A 19,169-nucleotide genomic window follows, 5' to 3' on the forward strand; every position below is an offset into this window, starting at 1 on the left:
TGTCTGTATCTCTTAACTATATACGAAAATACGATAAGGTGGTTTCATATTTTTCTGTCTCTCTATCACTATCCCCGAAATAAAAAACCTCCACGACATTCATGGAGGTTTTTAACACAAAGCTTAACGGTAAGACTTTGATTTATTGTAGCTATTGCCTGATTGACCTTGACGTTTATTGCTGCCATAGCCTTGGCGTTGACGTGGATTATAGTTTTTGCGTCCACCACGGTCATTATTTTTATCATATGGTCTGCGGTCACGTTTCATTGGCAATGGCTTTTCTTCTGTTAATTTAACAGGAGTTGTATCTGGTTCTTTTGTAAGCATCTTTAGAACTGCAGCTACAACAGTAGAAGCATCTTTTTGTTCCAATAAGTCATCCGCAGCATTTCGATAAGAATCTAAATTATTTTCCTCTATAATTTGTGATATTTTTTCCATAACAGCTTTTTGCTGACCTTCTATTGCTTGGTCGACTGTTGGAGGAATCATCTTTTCCATTTTTCGCTTCGTTGTTTTTTCCACAACCTGCAGATAAGATCTTTCACGATACGTAATAAACGTAATAGCTACCCCTTCTTTTCCTGCACGGCCAGTACGTCCGATACGATGTACATAGCTTTCTGGATCTTGAGGAATATCAAAGTTATAAACATGTGTTACACCGGAAATATCAAGTCCACGTGCAGCTACATCTGTTGCCACTAGTACATCAATCGTTCCCTCTTTAAACTTACGAAGAACAGACATACGTTTCGCTTGGCTTAAATCTCCATGAATGCCTTCTGCTGTATAACCACGTAGATTTAATGCTTCAGACAGCTCATCAACCCGACGTTTCGTGCGACCGAATATAATAGCTAGCTCTGGAGATTGAATATCCAGCAATCTTGTTAAAATATCAAATTTCGTTTTCTCTTGTGTTTCGATATAATATTGTTCAATCAACGGCACAGTCATTTCTTTTGCTTTCACTTTAACTACTTCTGGATCTTTCATAAAGCGCTCTGCCATTTTTCTAATCGGTCCAGGCATTGTAGCAGAGAATAGTAATGTTTGTCTTTCTGTTGGAATTTTTGAAAGGATTGCTTCAATATCATCAATGAATCCCATGTTTAGCATTTCATCAGCTTCGTCTAATATAACTGTTTGAACATTATCTAATCGAAGTGTTTTACGATTAATATGATCTAATATACGTCCAGGCGTCCCAACAATAATATGCGGGTTTTTCTTCAATGCACGAATTTGGCGATTTATATCCTGTCCGCCGAAAATAGATAATACTCTTGTACGCTTTCCATAACCAATTTTGTATAATTCTTCTGAAACCTGAATAGCTAGCTCTCTTGTCGGAGCAATAATAATCCCTTGAATTACTTCATTCGCTACGTCAATTTTATCAACTAAAGGCACTCCAAAAGCAGCTGTTTTCCCTGTTCCTGTTTGTGCTTGACCAATTAAGTCTTTATTTTGAAGGCTCAATGGAATCGTTTCTGCCTGAATAGGCGTCGCTTCCTCAAACCCCATTCTTTTTAATGCTTTCATTGTAGCAGGACTAATACCTAAATCTTGAAACTTTACCAATATATCCAATCTCCTTCTAGTCATTAAAAAATATCCATAAACAGATGGAATAAATCCATCATGCCAACCATTTGTATGTACCTCATTTTTCTAAATGAAACATATTAAAATGGCATATCGTATTCATCACATTATGCCTTCCCCATACAATTAAAAAGATAATGATGCTCGTTATATATAAATGATGAAAGTTATTGTTGGTTTCAATAGCCTTACAACCTTTATCAGGAGAATGATGAGGGTATATGCAAAATATTTAAGTCTTATTAGTTATGAGATACTATTTAACTTAGTTATAAATAGGAGGAAATTTCAAATGACTTCTATTTATTTTTATAATAGCTCTGTTACCACTTAATGATTAGTCTGTTTCTCCAAAATGAGAATCTTCAAAATTCACGCTCGAAAAAACATGATTTTTTCACGGAGCTTAAAACCAAATCAGCTAATCTAGAAAAGTTAGCCAAATACAAAGAACAATGGTTATTCCCTTCCTAAACAAAAGAATTCATTTTCTCGGAATTCTTCTTCCATTCATTTCTCTCTATTTGACTAATTTATCGTTTACAAAGAGGTTTTTTTCTCTAACATTATGCCCAAAATGTTAAGTTTGTCACCCTACTTTTTAAAATAATATTATCATTAAGATATACGCTTTGCAATAAATTGGGCAGCTGAAAATCTAGGTTTTATACGTGTTTTTACCATTTTTACAATGTAAACGCTTTATGCGGAATAAAGAGCCCCTTACGTTCTTTTATAGCCGTTTTGACACAAAGTGATCTTTTAAGTAAAGACCAAAATTGGCCAAACCTCCCTTCCTTTACTCTTTCCAATCAACCTTAAATCTATACGATTAAATAGGGTTACTTTTAACTTATGAGGGCGCCTTGAGGAATGTTATTATTTCTTGAAATAATGCTTCTCTTTTCTCACAATGACAAATTAAGTGCTTGGATTCCTGCACGTATAAGATTTTCTTATTTTCTGCACGAATTGTATTATACAAATAGGTTGCACTCTTCAATGGGACAATTCCATCCTTCTCCCCTTGGGCAATCAATGTAGGCACTTGAATGTTAGCTAACAATGGTTTTACATATTGCACAAGCTTCCTAAACTGAATGGCAGCGGCTAAAGGAGTACTTTTAATTTTGTTCATATAGCGGATAAATTGCTCATTCTCTCTAATTTTCCCTCGAAAAAAATCAGCACAAATTATTCTTATATCCTTTTGAAGCTGGATTAAGTTTACATAATAGGCTGCTGCACTTAAGAGAATTAATTTCTTAATCGGATACTTTGCTGCTAAATAGCTTGCTATTAATCCACCCATGGAAAAACCGACAACATATACTGTGTCATGTCTTTTTAATAAATCCTTTAACGCTTCTTCCGCATATTGGATCCACTCATTATATATAATCCCTTTTAATCTTAATTGATCGCCATGCCCAGGAAGTGTTGGAACCATACACTCCCAATTGGTATAGTTCTGGATATATTCAGCTAGTGGTTCTACCTCCATTGGAGAACCTGTAAATCCATGTATACATAAACACGCTGTCATTTACTCCCTCTCCTTTTAGAGATATTTTACACTATAAGAGTAATTCATTTTTTATATACATTTCTTAACTATCCACTCTAAAAAAAGCCGAACCTACAAGGAAAACTTTTTCGTTTTTCAAATAGGCTGGCCTCCTTCTATTATTGTATTGCCTTAACGATTTCCTCTAACTTCATTCCTCTAGAAGCTTTGACTAAAATTACTGTTTCTTTATTTAGAAAAGGCAGTAAAGTTTCTATTAATGGCTCTTTTTCTTGGAAAGAAAAAACATGATCTTCAGGAAGAACTGTTTTTGCACCTTCTGCAATGAAATTACCCAGCTTTCCATATGTTAAAACGTAATCGACTCCTTCTAAATGCTCTCCCATCTCATAATGAAAAGCTTCTTCTTGGTCTCCTAACTCTAGCATATCTCCAAGAACTGCAATTTTTTGCTTATAACCTGGCAGCTTCTTTAAGACATCAATAGCTGCAAGCATAGAAGTAGGACTGGCATTATATGCATCATTAATAACTTTCACACCTAACTGCCCTTCGACTAACTCCATGCGCATATTTGTCAGTTTTAGCGATTGAAGACCTTTATTCATCTCTTCATAAGGAATTTCAAAATACTCTGCCACTAGCATTGCTGCCAACGCATTTAAAATATTATGATTTCCTAAAACAGGCAATTCAAATGGTTCTGCCGCTTTATTAATTTGAAAAACACTGCCATTTTCAAGTGCCTTTATTTCATATGGGTATAAATCATTAGCAGGATCCATTCCAAAGGTTTTCATATCCAGGTTCCTGTCTTTGACACGGGTTGAAAGAAGAGGTTCATCTCCAAAGTAAACAAATCGTCCTTTCTCCTTCAATCCATTTAAGATTTCTAACTTCGCCTCTGCAATCCCTTCTCTTGATCCGAGATCTTGCATATGAGACTCCCCGATATTCGTAATTACAGCAATATCTGGTTCTGCTAACCGGCTCAAAAAGTCGATTTCTCCACGACTGCTCATGCCCATTTCGAGCACAGCAATATCTGTATCCTCCTCTAAACCAAGTACAGTTAAAGGAAGACCAAGATGATTATTATAATTGCCTTCTGTTTTTTGCACTTTATATTTTAAAGAAAGAAGACTTGTTGTCATATCCTTCGTAGATGTTTTTCCGTTACTTCCTGTTATTCCCACAATTTTAACCTTCAATTGCTGTAAATAGCTTTTAGCAAGCGTTTGAATCGCTGTTAACGAATCGTCCACAAAGATAAGAGGGAGATTCTCAGGCGGATTCGGGACATCCTTTTGCCAAAATGCCGCAGCAGCGCCTTGTTTAATTGCATCTGCGACATATTCATGCCCATCCGTCCTTTCTCCTTTAAAAGGGATGAATAATTGTCCTGCTTCTATTTTTCTCGAATCAATCGTTACCCCGCTAATAAGCACCTCATTATATTGCTCAAAAAAACGAGTACTGCTTGACATTGAAGCAATTTCTGCATATGTACGCTTAATCAAAATAAAACCTCCTTTAAAAATGAGCGGAGACTACTGCCCTTCTCTACTAAAAAACTTTCATTGGATGGAACAAAAGAAGAGGCATTTTTCTCACCTCTCCTTTTATGTTCTTCTTTTTAAATCGTATATTTAATACTTTGCTTTTCAGTGTGTCTTTCCACAGCTAGATCCACTAATTTATTGATCAGTGCATCATATTCTAAACCTGTGTGTTTCCATAATAACGGGAACATACTGAATGGTGTAAATCCAGGCATTGTATTCACTTCGTTAATATAAACTTTTCCTTCTTTTGTCAGAAAGAAATCTGCACGGACTAGGCCAGAACAATCAAGTGCTTTAAATGCTTTAATAGCATCTTCTTTAATCGCTGCATACTCCATATCTGTCACGTCTGCAGGAATAATTAAAGCTGTATCTCCATCTTCATATTTTGCTTTATAATCATAGAAATCTTTTTTCGGAACAATCTCACCAGCTACAGAAACTTCAGGATGGTCGTTTCCTAGTACCCCTACTTCAATTTCTCTTGCTGTTAAGCCTTCTTCTACAATAATCTTGCGGTCAAATTGGAATGCTTCAATAAAGGCTGTTTCTAGCTCTTCTCTTGTTGTACATTTACTTATCCCTACACTTGAACCAAGATTAGCAGGCTTAACAAAACAAGGGAAACCTAATTCTTTTTCTACACGTTCATAGGCTGCATCCTTATCACTTTGCCAGTCACTGCGGATAAAAGAATTGTATTTCACTTGATTTAATCCAGCTACTTCAAAGATGTTTTTCATAATTACTTTATCCATTCCAGCTGAAGAGGCTAGCACACCATTCCCAACATAAGGAAGGTTAAGAAGTTCTAACAATCCTTGTACTGTTCCATCTTCTCCATTTGGTCCATGAAGCAGTGGAAAAATAACATCTAAGGAAGCTTCGTCATTCGCTTGAAAGAGTGTAGTAGAAAGGGCATTCGAGCCGATTTGCTCCTGTGTGTTAAACGCAAGCTCTTTTACATTTTCAACTGGTCCCATTAATTGAGGACCACGAACCCATTCACCGCTCTCTGATATGTAAATTGGGTGAATATCATATTTATCTGTATCTAGTGCTTTAATTACAGCCATTGCTGTTTGCATGCTAACTTTATGTTCAGCTGATTTACCGCCATATAATAATCCCAGTTTCTTTTTCATTATGAGTATACCTCCATTTAATCAATGCACTTGTTTATTCTACCACTAGAATCATACCTTTAAAAATAAAACATGTGAGTCAAATAATAATTTAATCGAAAACACATATTTCTGTAATAGTGCCTATTAATCCTTTTCCATTTTAACTCTTAATACAATATGAAAAAAGGGAAAAATGGAAGCTTATTTATTTAAATATCTCCTAAAGAAAGAAAAAACCACTTTGTGCTTTTCTCTTATCTCGAAGTAACTTGCACTTCTTGAAAAAAGCCCCTCGTTAGTCTTTTTATTTCTGCCTCTACTTCCTTTTCATATTCAACAATAAAGCACGTAGCTGGACCAGCGGATTTTAAAAGATCTACAGAACACTGCACTTCTTCCTCTTGAATCAAATCGCCCTTTAGCTGCCCCAATTCATAAAGAATCCCCTTTGACCCAACAGGCTGAATTCGACATCTATCTACTTTCGCCACTCGGAAAAATACTGCTAAAGGCACTACATTTTCTTCTTGTCGAATCACTTCTTCTCCAACAAGAGGACTGCCTATTACAGCCATTTTTCCATTGATAATAGTGGCATTCTGTGAATCTGCAGTTCTTTTTCCAAGGACTGTGAGTCCTATTGCTGATTCACGGAGAGAAAAATTGCTTTCTGTGCTTCCTGTTATTCCAATTTCCCTCTCTAATCCAAGCTCCTCTATTCCTTTATATATACCTGCCAAAAGGGAAGCCCAAGCATCGTCTCCACAAAAATTCTGCAGGATTACCGAGAACGGTACTCCCCCCGCTGCCATACATTCCATAACCGCTACACGAAAGGAAAAATAGGAAACAATATCATAAGGGACGGAAAGTTGATCGGCTTCTTTCTGCCCAATTCCTCCACTATTATCCGCACTAATAATCAGCTCTTCTTTCTGATTCCACGGTACGACTTGTACATCTCTCACTGCTTGACCACTCTCCACTCTTTAAGAAAAACTGTAAGCCTTGGCATTAACAACTGGGCAATAATGCCGTTCAATACAGCTCCTATCAGCAGTACTGGAACCATCGAAATGTAAAAGCCCTTTCCCATTAGATATAAAAAAGGAAGTGGAAGTATTACACCATTTCCTAACACAAAGAACAATATGGAGATTATGCTATTTCCAGTTTGATAGATTTTTGAAAAAGTAAAAACAAGCAGAAACATTTCTACTGCGATAAAGAGATGAAGCATGCCTAGTGGCAGCCCGCCTAAATATGCAGAAACAAGGTGACCGAGGGCTGCAACTATTCCTCCAGCTAGCCCGCCTAAAAGTGCTCCAGCAATAAGACTTGGAGAACTATCAAGGGCAACACTTCCAATAAAACTTGGTATTTTTATAAAAGCCCCAATAACTGATATAGCAATAAAAATAGCAAGGACATTAATTTTCTTCGCGTTCATTTCGCTCTCCCTTTTTACTTGTTCGAAATACTTTTGCGCTTCGAATATACTCGATATCTGCCACATTGCTTCGGAAATTTATTACCCTCGCCAGTGCAAAAAAGTAATCAGAAAGTCTATTTAAATATTTTAAGGGCATTTCTGGAATGTCTTCCATTGTCTTCATTAATGTCACGACTAAGCGTTCCGCTCTTCTTGTCACCGTTCGTGCAATATGAACAGTAGCTGCCGCTTCTGTCCCTCCAGGCAGGATAAAGCGCTCCAAATCTGGTGTCTCCTCCATAAAATTATCAATTCTGTCCTCTAAATAAGTGATAGCAGATGCTGTTAACTTTAGTTGTCTTCTCGTCGAAATACTAGCTAAATCCCCGCCACAATCAAATAATTCATGCTGGATTTTCTCTAAATCTTCCTTAATATCAGCAAATTGTTCCCCTGTTAATTGCGCAACAATTAGCCCGACAAAAGAATTCAACTCATCGACCGTTCCATAGGCTTCTACTCGAATATCATCCTTTGATACTCTCCCTCCTATAATACTCGTTTCCCCGCTATCACCTGTTTTTGTATAGATACGCATTTTCTCCCCCTCTTTCTGTTATGTCCTTATTTTATGCCTATAGGCATTTTGCTGCTTCCTATCATTCGATCGATCACTACTTTAATCGCTCATTTAACCCATACCAAATAACATCTACTCTGTCTGCAGCGGCAGCAATTCGCTGAAAGATCAGCCCTGTGGCATCACGCCACAAGCGATCTCTTCTATCAATCGGAACAACGCCTTTTGTAATATCACTGCCAATTATAAACACGCAGCGATTATTCTCTTCTCTTTCCCATTGAAGCAAAGCTTCCACTAGTTTTTCTATATAATCGACTGTTTGCTCCAATGTTTCTTCCTGCAGACGATTTTTGATCATCCACTCTAGTCCTTCTATCCTATAGAAAGAACCCTTCTCATTATTTGCCATGTTTATTTCCTTTTCATCAAATAGACGGAGAACCTTTCCTTCTGTAAATCCCTGCTCTCTTGCAAATGTTACTGTCCAGCTTTTTTTCCCGTGAAAGCTACCTCCTGTAATAAAGTGCATCTTTTCTTCCTCCTAAAACTTTCTTTGTGGGACCAAATTAACTCGATACCTTCACCAGGAGAAATCGTATAATCCCAAAAATCCCTTTCTGTTACACCATATTTACTAAGCAAGTATCGAATGACACCGCCATGTGTAACTACCGCCATTCTATTATTTCGAGTACTCTGTTTAATTAAGTGATTCCAGCCCCTATCCACTCGCTCTATCAGCTCTGCAAAAGATTCTCCATTTGTTGGAGCATTAGTAAATGGAGCATTTAACCATTTGCAATATTCAGGTAACTCTTTTAATTGTTCGTATGTTTTTCCTTCCCAATCCCCAAAATTTATTTCACGAAAAGCAGAAACACTGTGCAGAATCTGTTCAGGAAACCAATATGCTGCTGTCTCTTTCGTCCGCAATAAATCACTTGTACTTATCCAGTCATATTTAGACACTGGCCTTCCTTTTTCATAAAGCATATTTCTTCCCTTTCCACTTAAAGGCGCATCCGTCCAGCCAATATATGCCTTTCGTTCATTTGCAGCCGTTAGCCCATGACGAAGTAATGCAATAACCATAGTGTCGCCCATAGTGCCATTTCCGTCCCTTCTACACTTGCACCTAATAAGTCACCTGTTAATCCACCAAAAGCCTGTTTCATAAATCGGCTGAATAATAAGTAGCAGCCGATGCTCACGAAAAGAAACAAAAAGAATAATGGCAGCCATTTGGGAAACAATAACAAGAAAACTAGCAAAACAGCTGCAATATATCCACTATAAAAAAACATGCGCTGCCCTTGGACAGACTTTTTAAAGTATGCGCCGAGTCCGTCCCTTTTTGCCTCTTGAACAAATAGTAAGCTCCAGCCCATTACCGCTTTAGAAAAGAATGGCAAGAGCATCACAAAAAAATAGGTGAATTCTTGCATATGTGTCACGATTTCATAGATAAAAAAAAACTTCGTACTCAATAAAAGAATGACAGACAAAACACCAAAGGCACCGACATGAGGATCTTTCATAATTTCTAATCTTTTTTTTGCATCTTGATAAGAAAAATAAGCATCACTTGCATCCATCCAGCCATCTAAATGAAGTCCGCCTGTTAATAAAATCGTACTGATCCAAACAATAAAAGCAACGGCGAGAGCTGTAAATGGAGTATATTCATTTAGCAAAAAGAAAATCCCCATATAAATAAAGCCTTGGAAAAGGCCTAGCAAAGGGAATGTTTTTATACTTTTCTGCAGAAACTCCCCTTCCATCGGCAGCACCTTTCTCACTGGTATTGCCGTAAAGAACTGTATATTTACTAAAAAACCAATACACCATTTTTTCATTGGTCATCACCAGCTTGAAGGATTTCCCATATTTTCTCCCAATCAAGATGTCTCTTCATCTCATCAGCAAGCGCATCAAAGCGTTTATCCTTTTGCTCTCGCATAAACAGTGTTTTTCTTTCTGCCATGCCCTTTTGCAGTCGTATCTGATTTAACCATGTATTACGAAACACATCGTTGTAGAAAAGATGATGCATATAGGTTCCTATCAATTTTCCGTCTTCTCGATAATAACCCTCATCCCTATTATTAAGTAATAGAAACGGACATCTTTCGGCAGAATTCTCATACTCTGTTTTACCTAAATGAATCTCATACCCCTCTATTTTTTCTGAGGATAGCTTTGTAAAGGGATGATAACTACCTTCCACGCGAATTGTTTCTTTTTTCTGTTCAAATACCGTCTTTGCAGGTATAAGCCCCAGCCCTTCTATTTCTTCGCCTGCGATTCCAGTATCAGCTCCATACGGATCCAATAAGACAGAACACAGCATTTGATAGCCTCCACATAAACCTATTACTCTGCCGCCTTCTTTATAATAGCGCTTAAGCCGGACATCTAATCCATTGCTTTTCATTTCTCTTAAACCCTCTATCGTACTTTTTGTACCTGGAATAATGACTGCATCTGGATTTCCTAAATCTTCGCCTTTATCAATCAGACGGATAGTAACATCTTCCTCTAGGAAAAATGGTTCTATATCCGTAAAATTAGACATATAACGATTGTTTACTACTGCTAAATCAAGCACTTCTTGTGAAGTTGCTATTCTTTTCTCCCGTATAGACAAGGAGTCCTCTCCTTCAATCATATGGTTATGAATAAAAGGAAGGACTCCGAGAACGGGGATGCCGGTCTTCTCCTTCAGCCATTGCACACCATCTTCAAAAAGCGTGACATCACCGCGAAATTTATTAATAATAATCCCCTTTACCCTGCTTCGTTCCTCTTCTGAAAATAAGGAGAGGGTACCAACAATACTCGCAAACACACCGCCGCGATCAATATCAGCAACGAGAATAACCGGGATGTCAGCCATTGCTGCCACCTTCATATTTACAAGCTCTCTATCTTTTAAATTTATTTCTACTGGACTTCCCGCCCCTTCCATGATTACCATCTCATAATTCCTTTGCAGGTAATGAAGACTTTTTTGAATAACACGAATGCCTTCTTCATAAAACTGTTCACGATACCCTCTTCCTGAAAGAGTATTACTTGCTTCTCCAAGCAGGACAACTTCTGATTGGAAGTCAGATCTTGGTTTTAGGAGAATTGGATTCATCCAAACTGTTGCCTCTATCTTTGCTGCTTCCGCCTGCACTCCTTGTGCTCTTCCAATTTCTTTTCCATCTACTGTGACATAAGAGTTGTTCGACATATTTTGTGATTTAAATGGCGCTACCTTTATTCCCTCATTTGCTAGCATTCTGCATAAAGCAGTCGCAATCAGACTTTTCCCCACATCAGATGAAGTCCCTTGTATCATCACACCCTTCATTCTTATCCTCCCTTCTTCCGTTGTGCGATTCCGTTTTCTACTAGATATGCCTCATGTGCATGCTGTACGAGAAAATGATGCAGCCGATTTAAAATCCTGCAATATTTCTGTACAGCTGGATCGAGAGACGGTTCATATGTAACCTCATTACTTACAAGGATAAGATAACGGCAACTTCGGCTTAGTTCTACTAGATCCTTTTTCAGCTTTCCCTCTATCCCTTCCTGTTGTTTATCTTGGAAAAAAAGTTCATTATTGACCAAAACGGTTAAACAATCGAGCAAAACAACATCCTTTTTTGTAAAGACAGCCGCTAACTCCCCAATATCAACTGGCTTTTCATAGCTATTCCATTTCACCTTTTGTGCCTCTCTGTTTTGTTGGTGTCTGATAATTCTTTCTTCCATTTCAGCATCCGTAATGACAGCAGTAGCGATATAATGCAATTCTGCTCTTTCATCTTGCGCATATTTGATTGCCAATCTCTCAGCAAGCGAAGATTTTCCACTTCTCACGCCACCAGTTACAAAGATGATGGATGATTTTGTTTCCATTTAGTTAACACTCCCCGCAATCGCTGATTCTGTTCCATGCTTTTAATCGCAAACCGCAGCCAGCTTCCTTCTAAACTTGGATAATTATATGTATGTCTTGCAATGATGCCATTGTTTAGCAGGAAAGTAAGGAATTCCTTTTGATCCGTTAACCTTGGATCCTTTAACAAGTAATAATTAGCAGCAGAGTTGGAGTACGCAAAATATTCATTCTTAAAGAAGGAAAATAGCTTTTTCTTCTCCTCTTCTATATAGCTTTGCGTTTTTTTTAGAAACTCCTCCTGCTCTATTAATAACTCGCCAGCCTTTAAAGCAATTCCGTTGATACTCCATTGTGTTTGCAAATGCTGCAGTTGTGCAATTAGTTCTTCTGATGCTAATACGTAGCCTAGGCGTATTCCTGGTATACTGTACATTTTAGTTAAAGAACGTAAAATAATGAGATTTGGGTAATTTTTCAAGAGCGGAAGCATATCCTCATATCCAACTACAAAATCATAGAAAGCTTCATCTAGAACAACGGAACAATCGTTTTGCATACAAATATCCAATAACTCTTCTACTAATTTCTTCGGATAAAATATCCCTGTTGGATTATTAGGATTACATAAAAATACAGCATCGACTTGACGAATATCCTTTTCCAATTTAGCGGGAGACAGCTCCCATCCTGTTTCTGCGAATAAATAATGATGATAGATGTCGCAATTATTAATCCGGCACACTTCTTCATATTCAGAAAAGGCTGGCTGAAGAAGCAATACCTTTTTTCCCGTCAGAATTCTCCCTAATAAGGAAATGATTTCCGCAGCTCCATTTCCAATCAAAAGCTGCTTGGAAGGAATTCCATAGTGGTTTGAAATTTTTTCTTTTAGGCGACTTGCAAAAGGATCTGGATAAAGATGAACGGTCTGAAAAAGGTCATTCCACTTCTTTAATAAAATCGGCGGAGGTCCTAATGGATTAATATTTGCACTAAAATCAATTGCATCCACTGGCATTTCTAAATTTGTCTTTTCATATATATACTGGGGATTAGCTCCATGCATTGGCCAGTTCAAATCCAATTCCTCCTATAAATAAAAAAAGATAGAAGTAAACAACTGCTTTATTAGCAATTTTAGTCGACTCGATAATATGTTTCTTTCCTAAAGGCTGCAGTGCTGTTCCCATTCTAGCCCGATCTGATTTCTGTCCTCGATAATAATTAATCCCACCGAGCTGTATGCCAAGGAGAATAGCAGTTACTGCTTCCCCCCAGCCGCTGTTTGGAGATGGATGCTTCTTCGCATCTTGGAATAGCAGCTTCCAGGCTTCCTTTTTCGAATGGAAAGGAGTACGACTAACCAAAAGCAAAAGCATTGCTGTTATTCGACTCGGCAAGTAGTTAACAATATCATCACATTTCGCAGCATAATACCCGAATTCTCTATATTTATCATTCTTATAACCAACCATGCTGTCACATGTATTAATGGCCCTATATACAAGACTGAAAGGAGCACCACCAATAAATGCCCAAAACAGTGGAGCTGTAATGCCATCACTAGTGTTTTCTGCCACAGTCTCTACCGTTGCCCGGACAATTTCTTTTTCCTCTAACTGCTCTGTATCTCTTCCCACAATATAAGACAGCTTTCTTCTTGCCAGCACTAGATCATTAGCCCGCAATGGTTCATAGACCTCTATCGCAGCATCCTTCAGACTCTTCTGGGCAATGGTTGTGGCGATAAGTAGAGCTTCTATTATTACGCCGATCCACCAATGAAGCTGATAGCTAATATAAACAAGGAAACAGCTAAGCAAAAAGGTAAGCACTAAAACACTCATGAGCATCCATAATCCTTTTAACTGCCGATTTCTCCCCTTATTTAATCTTTGATCTAAATAGGAAATTAACTTTCCCATCCCTTTCACAGGATGTGGCCAGCTTGGAGGATCCCCAATCAACTTATCTAAAATAATCGCAATGGTAATGCTGATTAAATGACCGATCATTTAGCTGCCAGCCTCCTATCCCTTTTATCTAATGACTTTGTTAAACAGTGATAGACCCCTTCTGCTATACACTTCCCAAGTGAAGTAATCGTACCGGCAAATTCAAGGTATGTTCCTACTTGAGTGGCAGCGACCGATATACTATCTGTTGATGTACCTGTTGCAATAGTTCCTGTTTCCATATCCTTTATTTTCCGATCACGCAAGACGGCTGCTTTTGCTTCGGTAGCAGTAATGACACTTTGCAAAAAGGCTTGCTCTGATAATGTCCCATTGACAAAAATCCAAGTATTAATGGTCCCTGGATGGAACGAGGATGAATGCGCGTTTGTCTTAGCTGCATCGACAGCATTTCCTACTCCACCTGTTACCACAATCATGACAGAGAAATCCCCTTGCTCTAATAACTGATAGGCTGCATCTTCTGTATGAACAGCTGTCATCATTCCGACTGTCTCTTGTGGGCTAAAGCCATTTTGAAGCAAATACTCGTACATGTCTTTCCGGTAATCCTCGCAGCGGTATGTCTTATCTACATGGCGGTTTACAAAGTTTTTATACCAGCCCATCCCAGCACCCGTTACGCCAGATGAAAGCGTGTATAATGGGAAAGGAGCCTTCATTTCTACTCTTTCTGAAGTAACAGTAATTGCCGTTGTATCTATTTGAACTTTCTTTCTCTCTAGCTCTCTTGGCACAAGCGCTATTTGAGAAGCTGGTATGCTTGGATGAAAAGTATTTTTCACATTTGTCTTATAGATTCTTTTCACTCTTTTTTCTTGCAATACATCAGAAGGAGAGGCATCTACTTCTACTTTTCCATCATGTAATAAAAGGAGTCGATCACAATATAATCCTGCCAAGTTTAAATCATGAAAGATACAAACAATTGTTAGGTCTTTTTCTCTGCTCCATTCTCTTAAGCTATCCAATAACTCCTTCTGGTAGGATAGATCCAAATGGTTAGTAGGTTCATCTAACAGAAGGATTTCTGGCTCTTGTGCCAGGGCCTGAGCCAAATAAACACGCTGCTTTTCCCCGCCAGACAATGCATGAATAGACTTGTCTTGAAAAACAAAGACCCCCGTTTGTTTCATTACTCGTGTGATTACTTCTTCATCTTTAGAAGTCCAGGACTGAAACAGCCCCGATTGATGTGCATACCTCCCGAGCGATACAATTTCTCGAACAGTATAGGAAAATGATTCATTCACATGCTGAGAAAGCACGGCGACTACCTTTGCTAATTCTTTTGTTTTATACTGGTCAATGGATGTGCCCTTTATCTCCACCTGTCCCTCTCGCGGGGCTAAAATACCGCTGATAATTTTCATTAGAGTCGTTTTCCCACTGCCATTTGGCCCAAGGATACCAATCATTTCCCCTTTATTCACAGAAAAAGAAATATTCTGTAAAATTTGTTTTGTTTCATATTGAAAAAAGAGATTTCGTACATTCAGCATTATTTTAAACTCCTCTTCCTTCTTCTCAGTAATAATCCTGCAAACACTGGAGCACCTACTATAGCTGTTATGACCCCTATCGGGAGTTCTGTCGGAGAGATAATCGTCCTAGCCAATAAATCAGCCAAAATCATAAAACCACTGCCAGCAAAAAGAGAGACTCCCATTAAATGTCTGTGATCAGGACCTACGATAATCCGGACAAAGTGTGGAATCACAAGACCTATAAATCCGATCGTACCAGATACAGCAACAGCCGCACCTGTTAACATGGAACCAGCCAGCAAAATAACCATTTTTCTTCTCTGTACATGGATCCCTAAATGCTGGGCTCTTTCTTCGCCAAATGCTAAAGCATTTAATTCCTTTCCTTGCGAAAGAAGGAGACCGGAACCAACTACAAAAAAAGGCAGGATAATTTTAATGTATTCCCATCCTCTCATAGAGACACTTCCAAGTAACCAGCCTATAATTTGGCGTAGTTCGTTCCCTGTTAATGCAATCATAAGAGAAATAAATGCACTTAGAAAAGAACCAATAATGATGCCCGTTAAAATAATTGTTTCAACCCGCATGGCAGGGTCCATTTTTTTTGCAAAAAAAACGACAAATAATATCGTCAGAAAGGAGAATAATACACTCATAAATGGCAAAGTCAATCCGCCAAGAAACGGAATGGTAAAGTGGAAAAATAACGTAATAACGGCTCCAACCGATGCTCCAGACGAAACCCCAAGTGTATATGGGTCTGCCAATGGATTTCTTAATAATCCCTGAAATGCAGCTCCCGCTATGGAAAGACTGGCACCGACAAGTCCTGCCAAAAGCACTCTAGGGAGGCGAATATTTTGAACTATATTAACATGCATGGGATCGACATTCGTTAATATGCTTTCTGGTCCAATGTAGCTTGCAAATATTTTTAATACTGATAAAACAGGGACAGAGATCGTTCCAATGGATATTCCCATCACAATCGCAAAAAGGAGAAAAAAAGCGGCATAAACATAAGCCGCTTTTCTTTTATTTAAAAACATCCGGGTACACCGCTTTGGCAACTGCCTCTACTCCATCGACTAAACGAGGACCAGAACGAGTTACTGTGTCAGAATCTACATCTACTATTTGCTTTTCCTTTACTGCATTTATCTTTTCCCAGCCTTTTCTCGAGCTAATTTGCTCGATTGGACTTTTTTCTGAGTAGGCACCATAAGTAGTAATAATAACATCCGGATTAGCTGCAATTACTGCCTCTTGATCCACTTGAATCCAGCCTTCCTCAGAAATGATATTATTTGCGCGAATAGTGTCTAACATCTCTTGCATAAATGTCTTTTTACCAGTCGTAAATAAATTTGGTTCCGCGTTTACTTCTATGTAAACTGCCTTTTTATCACTATCGGAAATGGCTGCTGCTTTCTCCTTGATAGCACTTAACTTTTCTTTCATATCAGCAACAAGCTTGTTTGCCTCTTTCTCTGTTCCAGTGGCTTGTCCAATCATGTCCATGCTTTTATAAACATCTTCAAAAGAAGTGGCATCATTCACAACAACAACATCAATGCCCGCATCCCGGATTTGCTGCAAGCCTTCCGTAGAATTATGGGCGCTCGATGCATGTGCTAACACTACATCTGGATTTAGAGAGATTATTTTCTCCACATTAAAATCCATCCCGCCTACCTTCTCTTTTTCTGCCGCTTCTTTTGGATAGTTATCAAAGTCACTAACTCCAACTAACTCCTCCCCTAGCCCAAGCGCAAATATAATTTCCGTATTGCTAGGCATTAAGGAAACTATCTTTTCTGGTTTTTTCTCAATTACAACTTCTTGATCCAATCCATCCTTAATGGTGACAGGGAAGCTAGCCTCTTCTGTAGTAGTAGTTTGTTCTTTATTATGCTTATTTTCTGTCTTCGTTTCTCCGCAACCTGCAAGCACACCTACAACGAGCAGCATCGCTAACAGTATGGAATAAAACTTTTTCATCTAGTTCACCTTCCTAAATAAATATGGGAAAAATAAAAAACATCTCTATCATTGTCCATAGAGATGTTGGGATGTCTTCAAAAATATTTTCAAAGTGCTCCACACCTCCCTATCCTCGTAGGTTTATTTGGTGTATAGAGAATGGCAGGTCTCCTGACTCATGATTTTCGCCACATGAAGCCTTCCCATACATCCGTACAGTGGCACTTTTCCATGCTGCAATCATTTACAGTGGCGGGACCGTGTTAGATTCTCACTAACTTCCCTTTTAAGAGACTTCTGGTAAAAAGGCTAAAGAATTCCTCATCAACCATTTCCCAAAAGTCTCACCATCATCTATCTATTTTATTTTTCGTCTTTTCTGATTATACAATTAAAGGATGTGTAAATAAATATATTCCTTTACTAAAGTTTTAAAAATGGGTCGACAGGAACCGCATGGCCTAATGCTATTCCCTGCTCTGACAATATGCAGGTGTAGCTTAATAATTGCACCCCAGCATGTGCAGCTTCTTCCAAGCTTTTTGCGAATACTGGATCAATTGCAGCTGCTCCTGTCACTATTTCCACATCTTCTCTCTGCACAACAAATAAAATAGCTGTTTTTATTATTCCTTCTCTCGCAATAGCAGTTAATTCTTGCACATGCTTAGAACCCCTTTTGGTAACAGCGTCAGGAAACATCCCAATTCCATTGCTCGCTAAGGTGACACTCTTTACTTCGAGAAGCAGCTGATTGCCTTTTATATCTTTTAATAAGAAATCCCATCGTGAACTACCATAGGTATATTCAGACTTAACCCAATGATAAGTAGAAAGCTCCTCTATCATGGCTTCCTTTAACATTAATTCGACTAACTTATTAGGATACGTAGTATTTATTGACACAAGCAGTCCATTTGAATTTGATTCCACATATACAGCCGTCCACTTTGTTTTCCGATTAGGATTCATGCTCGGAAGAACATAAATCACAGCCCCTTCAACTAAAAGTTCGATCAGCCGCCCTGGATCTGCCAAATGGACCTTTTCTATTTCTTCTGTTTCCTGATTATAACAGTGTAAAATAAACCGATTAGGGCGCTCCACAAACGTCATTTTCTTTAATGCTGCCGGAAAGCTTACCATTACTTTTCCCCTCATATTCGTCACCAATTAAACGATAGCTAATTGCCATTCTCTTAATTTTTTATCAAAAACAAGTAAAGCATCACTTTTTTTCTTAGCGTTCTTCTCATATTCTTCATACATATCATCCATATTATCAAAATCCCCTAAAACCCAAATTGGTATCTCCAGCTTCAATCGTGTTTGATAGGCTTTTTCAATAGATAGTACCATGCCCTCACTCATATAACGTTTTAACTCTGTTACAATTTCTTTCGGAAGAGGCGGATAAAGCCTTTTCTTTTTAATTCCCAACAACGCTTTCTCTAATTTAAGTTCTGTCACTTTGTTTGCAATAACCTCACAAAATAATTGATAAAAGGACTCCATGTTTTTATAATAAATTTTATTAAACCAGCCGTCATCATGAGCTAAATAGGCATATTGGTTGTTTAATTGTTGAAAAAATGGCTTTTTTAAAGGCTCCTGTTTATGTCCCAAATACAAGAGTTCCGCAATCGTTTGCCCTTCTAAAATATCTAATGTTTCCGTCTCATCAAAATCGACCCATACAAAGTCCCCATATCCATAAACATCTTCCATCGATAACGATGCTAATTTATTGTTTGGAACATATTCGAACTGAGTATGTATATGAAATTCTCCATCTTCAAACTGATGCTTTAACAACAAAATAGAGGCAAGAGTATCAGCAAGAATCCTGTAAAACTCTCTAAACTCTATACCATAAGAAAGCACAAAACGTTCTTTCTCATTTAGATGGATATAAACCACATCTCGAATATCATTATTACCTTTTTTCATCAAGTAAACCTCCAAACATTATTAGC

Annotated in this window: 19 protein-coding genes and 1 riboswitch; all 19 genes read right to left on the reverse strand. The window is 38.1% G+C overall.

Annotated elements, in window-relative coordinates; translation table 11 throughout:
• Positions 1-123 precede the first annotated feature (123 nt).
• Positions 124-1,590, reverse strand: coding sequence for a DEAD/DEAH box helicase (locus NSQ89_RS20790; protein WP_047944187.1), 1,467 nt, complete (start codon positions 1,588-1,590; stop codon positions 124-126).
• Positions 1,591-2,467: 877 nt separating this feature from the next.
• Positions 2,468-3,160, reverse strand: a complete 693-nt coding sequence (locus NSQ89_RS20795) for an alpha/beta hydrolase (RefSeq protein ID WP_047944188.1) — start codon at positions 3,158-3,160, stop codon at positions 2,468-2,470.
• 140 nt (positions 3,161-3,300) lie between these two features.
• Complete coding sequence (locus NSQ89_RS20800; protein ID WP_410796096.1) at positions 3,301-4,662, reverse strand: UDP-N-acetylmuramoyl-tripeptide--D-alanyl-D-alanine ligase; 1,362 nt, start codon at positions 4,660-4,662, stop codon at positions 3,301-3,303.
• Positions 4,663-4,778: 116 nt separating this feature from the next.
• Entirely contained in the window at positions 4,779-5,852 is a 1,074-nt protein-coding gene (locus tag NSQ89_RS20805) for a D-alanine--D-alanine ligase (RefSeq protein WP_047944189.1), read from the reverse strand.
• A gap of 236 nt (positions 5,853-6,088) precedes the next feature.
• Positions 6,089-6,802, reverse strand: a complete 714-nt coding sequence (locus NSQ89_RS20810) for a hypothetical protein (protein WP_047944190.1) — start codon at positions 6,800-6,802, stop codon at positions 6,089-6,091.
• Complete coding sequence (locus tag NSQ89_RS20815) at positions 6,799-7,284, reverse strand: ECF transporter S component (RefSeq protein WP_047944191.1); 486 nt, start codon at positions 7,282-7,284, stop codon at positions 6,799-6,801. Before NSQ89_RS20815 ends, NSQ89_RS20810 begins: the two co-directional genes overlap by 4 nt.
• Positions 7,265-7,864, reverse strand: a complete 600-nt coding sequence (locus NSQ89_RS20820) for a cob(I)yrinic acid a,c-diamide adenosyltransferase (protein WP_047944231.1) — start codon at positions 7,862-7,864, stop codon at positions 7,265-7,267. The genes NSQ89_RS20815 and NSQ89_RS20820 overlap by 20 nt, the downstream gene beginning before the upstream one ends.
• Before the next feature lie 76 nt (positions 7,865-7,940).
• Positions 7,941-8,378 carry a bifunctional adenosylcobinamide kinase/adenosylcobinamide-phosphate guanylyltransferase gene (locus NSQ89_RS20825; RefSeq protein WP_047944192.1) on the reverse strand — a complete coding sequence of 146 codons (438 nt, stop codon included), beginning with the start codon at positions 8,376-8,378 and terminating at the stop codon, positions 7,941-7,943.
• Positions 8,327-8,953 (reverse strand): histidine phosphatase family protein, encoded by a 627-nt coding sequence (locus NSQ89_RS20830; RefSeq protein WP_341133241.1) that lies wholly within the window; start codon positions 8,951-8,953, stop codon positions 8,327-8,329. The genes NSQ89_RS20825 and NSQ89_RS20830 overlap by 52 nt, the downstream gene beginning before the upstream one ends.
• The gene (gene cobS, locus NSQ89_RS20835; protein ID WP_163185667.1) at positions 8,911-9,705 is read right to left on the reverse strand and encodes an adenosylcobinamide-GDP ribazoletransferase; all 795 of its coding nucleotides are present in this window, start codon (positions 9,703-9,705) and stop codon (positions 8,911-8,913) included. The genes NSQ89_RS20830 and cobS overlap by 43 nt, the downstream gene beginning before the upstream one ends.
• Positions 9,702-11,207 (reverse strand): cobyric acid synthase, encoded by a 1,506-nt coding sequence (locus NSQ89_RS20840; RefSeq protein ID WP_341133242.1) that lies wholly within the window; start codon positions 11,205-11,207, stop codon positions 9,702-9,704. The genes cobS and NSQ89_RS20840 overlap by 4 nt, the downstream gene beginning before the upstream one ends.
• A 2-nt stretch (positions 11,208-11,209) precedes the next feature.
• On the reverse strand, positions 11,210-11,761 hold the full coding sequence (locus NSQ89_RS20845) for a bifunctional adenosylcobinamide kinase/adenosylcobinamide-phosphate guanylyltransferase (RefSeq protein WP_095322699.1): 552 nt from the start codon (positions 11,759-11,761) through the stop codon (positions 11,210-11,212).
• Positions 11,731-12,822 carry a threonine-phosphate decarboxylase CobD gene (gene cobD / locus NSQ89_RS20850; RefSeq protein WP_341133243.1) on the reverse strand — a complete coding sequence of 364 codons (1,092 nt, stop codon included), beginning with the start codon at positions 12,820-12,822 and terminating at the stop codon, positions 11,731-11,733. Before cobD ends, NSQ89_RS20845 begins: the two co-directional genes overlap by 31 nt.
• Positions 12,797-13,759: an adenosylcobinamide-phosphate synthase CbiB gene (cbiB, locus tag NSQ89_RS20855; RefSeq protein WP_341133244.1), complete on the reverse strand. Its 963-nt coding sequence runs from the start codon at positions 13,757-13,759 to the stop codon at positions 12,797-12,799. The genes cobD and cbiB overlap by 26 nt, the downstream gene beginning before the upstream one ends.
• Entirely contained in the window at positions 13,756-15,222 is a 1,467-nt protein-coding gene (locus tag NSQ89_RS20860) for an adenosylcobinamide amidohydrolase (RefSeq protein WP_061800152.1), read from the reverse strand. Before NSQ89_RS20860 ends, cbiB begins: the two co-directional genes overlap by 4 nt.
• Positions 15,222-16,259, reverse strand: coding sequence for a FecCD family ABC transporter permease (locus NSQ89_RS20865; RefSeq protein ID WP_172865823.1), 1,038 nt, complete (start codon positions 16,257-16,259; stop codon positions 15,222-15,224). The genes NSQ89_RS20860 and NSQ89_RS20865 overlap by 1 nt, the downstream gene beginning before the upstream one ends.
• Entirely contained in the window at positions 16,246-17,211 is a 966-nt protein-coding gene (locus tag NSQ89_RS20870; protein WP_144545980.1) for an ABC transporter substrate-binding protein, read from the reverse strand. Before NSQ89_RS20870 ends, NSQ89_RS20865 begins: the two co-directional genes overlap by 14 nt.
• A 126-nt stretch (positions 17,212-17,337) precedes the next feature.
• Positions 17,338-17,536, reverse strand: a riboswitch (cobalamin riboswitch).
• An 80-nt stretch (positions 17,537-17,616) separates the two neighbouring features.
• Positions 17,617-18,339 (reverse strand): DNA/RNA nuclease SfsA, encoded by a 723-nt coding sequence (gene sfsA / locus NSQ89_RS20875; protein ID WP_341133245.1) that lies wholly within the window; start codon positions 18,337-18,339, stop codon positions 17,617-17,619.
• Between the two features lie 27 nt (positions 18,340-18,366).
• Positions 18,367-19,143: a hypothetical protein gene (locus tag NSQ89_RS20880; protein ID WP_047944203.1), complete on the reverse strand. Its 777-nt coding sequence runs from the start codon at positions 19,141-19,143 to the stop codon at positions 18,367-18,369.
• Positions 19,144-19,169: the final 26 nt, after the last annotated feature.

Source organism: Niallia sp. FSL R7-0648 (genome assembly GCF_038007005.1).
In the GTDB taxonomy this organism is placed as follows: Bacteria; Bacillota; Bacilli; order Bacillales; family Cytobacillaceae; genus Niallia; species Niallia circulans.